Source organism: Parvibaculum sp. (genome assembly GCF_049671045.1).
Lineage (GTDB): Bacteria > Pseudomonadota > Alphaproteobacteria > Parvibaculales > Parvibaculaceae > Parvibaculum.
In genome coordinates, this window is sequence record NZ_JBATUH010000104.1 from 25,024 (window position 1) to 34,048 (window position 9,025).

A 9,025-nucleotide genomic window follows, 5' to 3' on the forward strand; every position below is an offset into this window, starting at 1 on the left:
CCCGATGGCGGCTTTCCTTCCGAAATAGACCCTCGCAGCCACCGCGCGCATGAGCGGGATTCCTCATGCGCGAAGCATGAAGCGGGCAACGCCCCGCGTAGCGTAACAATCGCAGAGGGGAGAACAATGCGGCCTCAGTCCCGCCTGAATGCCAGAAACTTCGTTCCGGCCATCGCGCTCTTCGGCGCCGTGGCATTCGCCTTGCCGGCTTCGGCGGCGCAGTACAATTTCGGCGATGTCGACGTCACTCTCGACAATACGGCCTCGATCGCCGCAAGCATCCGCACATCGCGCCAGTCCTGCGATCACATCTCCGTTTATAATGGCGGCTGCACGAGTTCCAACGGCGCCGATTACGATGTGAATTCGGATGACGGCAATGTGAACGTCGAACGCGGCGAACTCATCTCCGCGCCGCTGAAGATGATTTCGGAACTCGGCGCCAAGTGGCAGAACTTCGGCGCCTTCGTGCGCGCAAAGGCGTTCTGGGACCCGGTCGCCTATGATCTCGGCGACGGCTCGGGCGCTTACGGCCCCATCACGTCGCCGAGCCGCCAGCGCCGCCCGCTCCAGGACTTCTATCGCGGCGACGACGCCTATAACCGCGAACTGCGTCAGATGAAGCTGCTCGACGCTTTCGCCTATGCCGACTTCAACGTCTTCGGCGATCTGCCGCTCAATGTCCGCATCGGCCGGCAGGCCGTCAACTGGGGCGAAAGCACCTTCGTTCCCGGCGGCATTTCCTCCTATCTGCCGCTCGATGTCGCCGCCTTCACGAAGCCCGGCACGGAACTCAAGGAGGTATTCCTGCCGCAGAATACTGCCTATGCGAGCCTCGGCCTTCCCGCCAACTTCACGCTCGAGGCGATGTATATTCTGGAGTGGGACAAGTCGCCGCTTCCGCCCTGCGGCACCTTCTTCGCGCCGAGCGATGCGCTGGCCGATGGCTGCGCCTATGCGCTCAGCAATGGTGAATTCTATTCACTGCCGGATGGCTCGCCGCGCTCGACGAGCGGACTTTCCGATCCGCTCTTCGTCCAGCGCGGCGCCTCGCAAAGCGCGCGCAACAGCGGGCAATGGGGCGCGGCGCTTCGCTACTATGCCGACTGGCTCAATGACGGAACGGATCTCGGCGCCTATTTCGTGAACTTCCACGACAAGCTGCCGATCGGCACCTTCACCGCCAATTCCAACCAGACGATGCTCTCCGCCGTGGCCCTCCTCTCGGGTGGCGACATGACGAGCCCCGCCTGCACGATCACGCTGCTGACGAATGAAGCGGGCCAGCCGATCTCGACCTGCGGCGGCGCCGAGGGGCTCGATTCGCGAACCAGCGGCAAATATCTCCTCGCGCAGTTTCCCGAAGACATTCACATGATCGGCACGAGCTTCAACACCACCATCGCCGACTTCATGAACGGCACGGCCTTCTCGGGCGAGCTTGCCTTCTTCACCAACATGCCCTTCCAGATCGACACCACCGAGCTTCTCGGCGCGGATTTCGTCAATGCGGGATTCACGGCGCAGCCCGGCCAGCAGGCGATCTATCAGGGCGCGCCCGTCCGGCCCGGAGATGTCATTCCCGGCTATCAGCGCATGCGCGCGCTGCACGGCCAGGCCTATACGCTGAGCACCTTCACGCCCTCCAACTGGCTCGTGCAGGCAGCGAATGGCGACCTGCTGGTTCTGGTCGCCAATGCGGGCTTCCAGTATCTGCCCGATGCGAGCGGCAACCGGTTCATGATCCCGCGTTCGGGCGAAGCGCATCCGAATGCGGGCATGGCAACCGTGCTTGGAGACTCCTGCCACACGACGACGGGATGCATCATCGCTCCGCAATATGCATCGTCCTTCTCGTGGGGTTATCGCCTGCTCGCCATGATGCAATACAACTCATTCATGGGAACGGCGGTGACAGCGACGCCGCGCGTCTTCTTCGCGCATGACGTGAAGGGATATTCGGCGGGGCCGATCGGGCCCGGCTTCGTCGAAGGCGTGAAGACGGTCGGCGCGGGCATCGATTTCGACTATAAGTCGGCCTACAAGCTCAGCCTCGACTATGCCTCGAGCTTCGGCAACCGCTACAGGAACGCGATGGTGGACAAGGACTTCGCCAGCGCCTCGCTTTCCTACGCCTTCTGAGCGGAAAGAGGACGGAAGCGACAGCCCGGCCGCAAGCGGCCGGGCTTTTCCGTATGGCGCGTCGAGCGGCGCGCGGCCTATCCCTGCCGGACCAGCCCGTCGACGACCGACTGCGCCTCCTGCTGGATGCGGCGCAGATGATCCATGCCGAGAAAGCTCTCGGCGTAGATCTTGTAGACGTCTTCGGTCCCGGATGGCCGGGCCGCGAACCAGCCGTTCTTCGCGATCACCTTGATGCCGCCGATCGGCTGGCCGTTGCCGGGCGCCCTGTCGAGCTTCGCCACGATTTCTTCCCCGGCGAGTTCGCTCGCCGCTATGCGCTCGGGCGTGGCTTTCTTCAGCGCGGCCTTCTGCGCCGCCGAGGCGGGCGCGTCGATGCGCTCGTACCAGGAGATGCCGAGATCGCCCGTGGCGTCGCGATAGATCGCGCTCGGGTCCTTGCCGAGGCGCGCGGTCATCTCCGCCGCGAGGAGGCCGAGAATGATGCCGTCCTTGTCGGTCGTCCACACGGTGCCGTCGCGCCGCAGGAAGGAGGCGCCCGCGCTTTCCTCGCCGGCGAAGGCGATCGAGCCGTCGATGAGGCCGGGGCTGAACCATTTGAAGCCGACCGGCACCTCGACAAGGTCGCGGCCGATCTTGCCGGCGAGCCTGTCGATCATGCCGCTGCTGACGACCGTCTTGCCGATGGCGCTTCCCGCCCTCCAGTCCGGGCGGTTCGCATAGAGATAGGCGATCGAGGCGGCGAGAAAGTGATTGGGGTTCATCAGCCCCGCGGACGGGCAGACGATGCCATGGCGGTCGGCATCGGTGTCGTTGGCGAAGGCGATGTCGAAGCTGCCGCTCATGCCGACCAGCCGCTCCATCGCATAGGGCGAGGAGCAGTCCATGCGGATCTTTCCATCCCGGTCGAGCGTCATGAAGCGGAATGTCGGATCGACGGCATCGTTCACGACCGTCGCGGCGATGCCATAGCGCTCGATGAGCGGCCCCCAATAATCTATGGCCGCGCCTCCGAGCGGATCGATGCCGATCCTCACGCCGCTCGCCCGGATCGCATCCATGTCGACGACATTGGCGAGGTCGCTCACATAGGGCGTGATGTAGTCATGCGCATGGACCGAGGCCGCCTGCCGCGCGCGGGCGAGCGGCACGCGACGCACGCCCTCGAGCCCGCGCTCGAGAAAGCCGTTGGCCGCTTTCTCGATCCATGCGGTGACATCGGTATCGGCCGGGCCGCCATTCGGCGGGTTGTATTTGAAGCCTCCATCCTCGGGCGGGTTGTGCGAGGGAGAGATGACGATGCCGTCGGCGAGACCGCTCCGGCGGCCCCTGTTCCAGGTCAGGATCGCGTGCGAGATGACGGGGGTCGGCGTGTATCCCCCACCCGCATCGATCATCGTCTCGACGCCATTCGCGGCGAAGACCTCGAGCGCGCTTGCGAGCGCAGGCTCGGAGAGGGCATGCGTATCCATGCCGAGAAAGAGCGGGCCGTCGATCCCGGCATGCTGCCTGTAGAGGCAGACTGCCTGCGCGATGGCCAGGATATGCGCCTCGTTGAAAGCGCAATCGAATGCGGAGCCGCGATGACCGGAGGTGCCGAAGGCGACGCGCTGCGCCGCGAGGCCGGGGTCCGGCGTCTCCGAGAAATAAGCCGTCACAAGTCTCGGCACATTGACGAGCATGGATGCCGGCGCCGGCCTGCCTGCCAGCGGATTTGCCTTCTCTGTCATCTTTGTCGCTTTCGCCCCGGAAATGTCTGAAGCCAGGGCCGGCACCGCTGCGAACGGGGATGCGCGGCCAGGCGTTCGCCGAGATTAGCGCGCCTTCCCGCCTGATTACCAGAAAGACGCGAAGGGCGGCGGCAGAGATTTGCGGCCCCGTTGCTCCGGCCGGGATCGCCGCGCCGATATAATCCGCCAACGAATTAATTTATGGATGGGCCTCGGTCTGCCCCCTGCCCGCTGCGCCGAGACTACCGCGCTGAAACCGCCGCCCCGTTCCCGCCGAGCCCGGCCCCACCCATGGGCAATCCGGCCGGATCGCGGCTGACGGGCATGATTGGTAACGGGGCGAGTGATGCGCCGGAGAGCGTAAGGCTCGGCACCCTTATGTCATTGCCGCGCCTGCCGGTTTCTGCTTCGCGCCTGACGCGCGGAATCGCCCTTGCCGTTGCCACCGATGGGCAGGATGATCGTGCTCACCGGCGTCAACCATGCCCGGGATATGCCGGGCGCATGACGAGGAGATTGCCATGGCCGCGCATGCTTTTCAGCCGAGTGCTTCCGCCATACTGGGCAATATGAGCAATCTGCTGCCCGACCTCGAGACGCTCTACAAGGACATTCACGCCCATCCCGAATTGTCGATGCAGGAGACGCGAACAGCGGGCATCGCCGCTGCGAGGCTCGCCGAGGCCGGCTATGAGGTGACGACGGCGGTCGGCAGAACGGGTGTCGTCGGCCTGCTTCGCAATGGTCAGGGACCGACGGTGATGCTGCGCGCCGATATGGACGCGCTGCCCATCGCAGAGGATACCGGTCTTCCCTATGCCAGCAAGGTCACGACGAAAGATGCCGACGGAAAGACCGTGCCGGTCGGGCATATGTGCGGTCACGATATGCACGTCACCTGGCTCGTCGGCGCGGCGACGCTGCTTTCGCAGGCTCGGGCTGTCTGGAAGGGCACACTGATGGTTGTGTTCCAGCCGGGCGAGGAAACCGCGCAAGGCGCCCGGGCGATGATCGATGACGGCCTGCTCAAGCGCTTTCCCAAACCGGATGTCGTGCTCGGCCAGCACGTCATGCTTGGCCCCTCAGGCACCGTCGCCGGAAGCTCCGGGCCAATCACCTCGGCGGCGGACAGTCTGCAGATCCGCCTCTTCGGCCGTGGCGCGCATGGCTCGATGCCGCAAGCCAGCATCGACCCCGTCGTGATGGCCGCGTCCGTCGTCCTGCGGCTCCAGACCATCGTCTCCCGCGAAGTTGCCGCAACCGATGCGGCCGTGGTCACGGTCGGCGTGTTGCAGGCCGGCACGAAGGAGAACGTCATACCCGACGAAGCTCTCATCAAGCTCAATGTGCGCACATTCGACGCTTCCGTGCGCAAGCACGTTCTTGCGGCAATCGAGCGGATCGTCAATGCCGAGGCCGAAGCCTCCGGCGCGCCGCGCAAGCCCGAGATCACGCCGCTCGACAGCTATCCGCTCAATGTGAATGACGAGGCCGCGAGCAATCGCGTTGCGGAGGCCCTTCGCGGTTATTTTTCCGCCGATCGCGTCCATCGCACCGGACCGGCGCCGGCAAGCGAGGACTTCGGCTGCTTTGGCACAGCATGGCAGGCGCCCTCGGTGTTCTGGTTCGTCGGCGGCACCGATCCGCAAACCTATGCCGAGGCCAAGGCGGCGGGCAGGCTGAACGACCTGCCGGTCAATCACAGTCCGAAATTCGCGCCCGTTCTGCATCCGACGCTCGAAACCGGAATCGAGGCGCTGGTGGTCGGCGCTCTGGCGTGGCTTGCATGATCACCATCGAAACCTTCGTGCGCATTCTCGATCTGGGAGGCACGTTTGTCTTCGCGATCAGCGGCGCCGTTGCCGCGGTCAATCGCCGCCTCGATATTTTCGGCATCCTCGTCCTGTCATTCGTGGCCGGCAATGTCGGCGGGGTCACGCGCGATGTGCTCATCGGCGCCGTGCCGCCCGCCGCGCTGACCGACGGGCGATACCTGCTGGTTTCCGTCCTCGCCGGGCTCATCACGTTCTTCTCCTATGCCGGCGTCGACAGGCTGCGCACGCCCGTGCTCCTGTTCGACGCCGTGGGACTGTCATTCTTCGCCGTCGCCGGCGCCCAGAAGGCGATCGAGTTCGGATTGAGCCCGGTCATGTCGGCCCTTCTGGGCATGTTGACAGGCATCGGCGGCGGAATGACGCGCGATGTTCTCCTGGCGGAGATTCCCCAGGTGCTGCGCTCGGACCTCTATGCCATCGCCGCGCTTGCCGGAGCCTCGCTCGTCGTCACCGGCCACCTGCTCGGCATCTCCTACGGTATCTCGGCATCGGCGGGAGGGGTCTTGTGCTTTGGCCTTCGCTACATGGCGATCTGGCACGGCTGGCACCTGCCGGTCGCCCACCTTTCGGCGCGGCAGCGAGCCGACACGAATCCTTCGGAGAACCAGGACGAGCGATGAAGGATTGCCGTTATCCGCTTCGGGCAGCGGCGGCGGGGCGTACCGATCCCGGTGCCCGGTCTTATTCCAAAGCGGTCGATAAAGTGGCGCGCCGGGGAAGATTCGAACTCCCGACCCCCAGATTCGTAGTCTGGTGCTCTATCCAGCTGAGCTACCGGCGCAGGCTCTCCATGGGGCCAACCGTTCCGGGCCAGCAATGCGAGAGCGGCGCAACTCTTAAAGGGTCGAAGGACGGATGGCAAGTGCCGAGGAGGGGGCAAATTGCGCTTCGTTCAACGCCCGTATCTGGCGCGATAGCTCTCGGCGTCTCCGAGAGTTTCGGCCTCATAGACCCCGCGGGCGACGGCCCGGGCGAGGCAATCGGCGGCAATGGAGCCCAGCCCGGCCACCGATCCGGCGCGATTTTCGGCGCCAAGCCGGACCCTTCCCGTCGCCAGCACGAAGACGGCATCGCCATCGACCGGGGCATGAACGGGCCTGATGGCGCGGGCAAGGCCGTCCTGCGCCATGATGGCGACGCGGCGCGCCTCGACCGGCGTCAGATCGGCATCGACCGCGACGAGGCCGATCGTCGTGTTGCCTCCTTCGACCTTCCCCGCCATGCCCGCCAGCGCCGCCTTCGTCTCCTCCAGCGGATCGCGGGCGGCAAGCCCCTCCACCCGCTCCGGCCAGCCACGGCCGCCGAACTCGCCATCCATTTCATAAGGCGCGGCCCAGAAACGGTCGCTGCCGGGGATGACGGCGGAGCCGAAAGGATTGGCGGCGACGATCGCCCCCACGGTGAGGCCCCCGGCGCTCACGGCCGATGCGGAGCCGAGCCCGCCCTTGAGCATGCCTGCCCGCGCGCCGAACCCCGCCCCTGCATTGCCAAGCGCGAAGCTCCGGCCCGCATGCTCGCAGGCGCGCCGCCCAAGCGCGCGATAGGGTGGCTCCTCGCCCCAGTCCTTGTCGCCGCCATTGGTGAGATCGAAAAGGATCGCGGAGGGCACCACGGGCGCCACCATGGCCGAATTGCCGAGCGCGAAGCCGCGCCCGCGCGCGCCGAGCCAGGAGACGACGCCCGAGGCGGCATCGAGGCCATAGACGGAACCGCCCGAGAGCACGACGCCATCGACCTCCTCGACGAGGCATGAAGGGTCGAGCGCGTCCGTCTCGCGCGTGCCGGGAGCGCCGCCGCGCACATCGACAGCGGCAACGGCGCGCCGCCCGGGCAGGATCACGGTGACGCCCGTGCGGGCGCCCGCATCCTCCGCATTGCCGACGAGAATATCCTCAACATCCGTGATGAGATTAAGCCGCCCCTTGCGGATGCCGCCGATGTTCATAAGCTGTCCCTCGCACTGCCGGCCGCCAAGGGGGCGCGGTCACGCTCCGAACCCTATCAGACTCCGGGCGTTTCGGGACCGGCCAAACGGCGCGAAGGGGACGAGATCATGACACCGAAGAGAATTCTGCCGGTCATCGGCATGGCAATGCTCATTGTCGTGGTGGCGCTGTGGTGGACCTTCGGCGAGGGCACGCGCAAGCCCTATATGGTCGCAAGCGCAAACCCTTACGCGAGCGAGGCGGGCGCACAGATTCTGAAGGAAGGCGGCAGCGCCGTCGATGCGGCGATCGCCGTTCAGGCGGTGCTGACACTCGTCGAGCCCGAATCGTCCGGCCTTGCGGGCGGCGCCTTCATGCTCCATTGGGCGCCCGAGAACGAAAAGCTCGACGCCTATGACGGCCGCGAGACGGCGCCGGAAGGCGCATCGCCCGGCATGTTCCTCAATGACAAGAACGAACCGCTGGGGATCAAGGATGCCGTTCTGAGCGGTCGCTCGGTCGGCGTGCCGGGCGTCGTGCGCCTGCTCTGGCTCGCCCATCAGCAGCATGGCGTCCTGCCGTGGAAGAGGCTTTTCGAGCCGGCGATCCGGCTTTCCGAACAGGGGTTCAACATTTCGCCGAAGCTCGCCGCCTCGATCGCGCGCGACCCGGCGCTCGCCTCCATGCCGATGGTGCAGGATTACTTCTTCACGAAGGACGCGGAGGGCAATCGCGTGCCGCTCGCGGCCGGGGCGCTCCTCAAAAATCCCGAACTCGCGGAGACGCTGAAGCTCATCGCCGACAAGGGGCCCGATGGCTTCTATTCCGGCCCGGTGGCGCAGAAGATCGTCGATGCGGTGACCCATGCGCCCGCGCTTCCCGGCACGCTCTCGCTCGCCGACCTCGCCGCCTACGAGGCCAAGCCCCGCGAGCCCATCTGCCGGCCCTATCGCGTCTATCGCATCTGCACCATGCCGCCGCCGACTTCGGGCGGCATCTCGACGCTGCAGATCCTCGGCATCCTCGAAAATTTCGACATGGGGCAGATCGAGCCCATGTCGCTCGTCGCCGTGCATTTCATCGCCGAAGCCGAAAAGCTCGCCTATGCGGACCGCGCCAAATTCATCGGCGATCCCGATCATGTCCATGTGCCGGTCGACGCCATGCTCGATGCGACCTATCTGCGCAAGCGCGCGAGCCTCATCGATCCGAGCCTCTCCATGGGCCGCGCCGCGCCGGGTGAGATCGGCGACCGGCGCGCCGACGCCTATGGGCTCAATGGCGACATTTCGCGCCCCTCGACGAGCCATTTCAGCATCATCGACGCGCAGGGCCGCGTCGTCTCCATGACGACCTCCATCGAGGCGCCCTTCGGCAGCCACCTCATGGCGGC

The 9,025-nt window shown here is 65.8% G+C and carries 6 protein-coding genes and 1 tRNA gene; 4 read left to right on the forward strand and 3 right to left on the reverse strand.

Annotated features, from left to right (window positions below):
• The first annotated feature begins 126 nt into the window (after positions 1–126).
• Positions 127–2,142, forward strand: a complete 2,016-nt coding sequence (locus WBG82_RS11850; RefSeq protein WP_424424730.1) for a DUF1302 domain-containing protein — start codon at positions 127–129, stop codon at positions 2,140–2,142.
• Between the two features lie 77 nt (positions 2,143–2,219).
• Here WBG82_RS11850 and pgm read toward each other — a convergent pair whose 3' ends face one another.
• A complete protein-coding gene (pgm, locus tag WBG82_RS11855) occupies positions 2,220–3,872 on the reverse strand; it encodes a phosphoglucomutase (alpha-D-glucose-1,6-bisphosphate-dependent) (protein WP_424424731.1) in 1,653 nt (550 codons plus the stop codon).
• Between the two features lie 521 nt (positions 3,873–4,393).
• Between pgm and WBG82_RS11860 the strand changes: the two genes are divergently transcribed.
• A complete protein-coding gene (locus WBG82_RS11860; protein ID WP_424424732.1) occupies positions 4,394–5,662 on the forward strand; it encodes a M20 family metallopeptidase in 1,269 nt (422 codons plus the stop codon).
• A complete protein-coding gene (locus WBG82_RS11865; protein WP_424424733.1) occupies positions 5,659–6,327 on the forward strand; it encodes a trimeric intracellular cation channel family protein in 669 nt (222 codons plus the stop codon). Before WBG82_RS11860 ends, WBG82_RS11865 begins: the two co-directional genes overlap by 4 nt.
• Positions 6,328–6,411: 84 nt before the next feature.
• Here WBG82_RS11865 and WBG82_RS11870 read toward each other — a convergent pair.
• Positions 6,412–6,488 (reverse strand) — tRNA-Arg (locus WBG82_RS11870).
• A gap of 111 nt (positions 6,489–6,599) precedes the next feature.
• On the reverse strand, positions 6,600–7,652 hold the full coding sequence (locus WBG82_RS11875; protein ID WP_424424734.1) for a P1 family peptidase: 1,053 nt from the start codon (positions 7,650–7,652) through the stop codon (positions 6,600–6,602).
• Positions 7,653–7,760: 108 nt separating this feature from the next.
• On the opposite strand from WBG82_RS11875, the gene WBG82_RS11880 reads away from it, so the two are divergent.
• Positions 7,761–9,025: gamma-glutamyltransferase family protein (locus tag WBG82_RS11880; protein WP_424424735.1), on the forward strand; the 1,265-nt coding region annotated here is incomplete at its 3' end.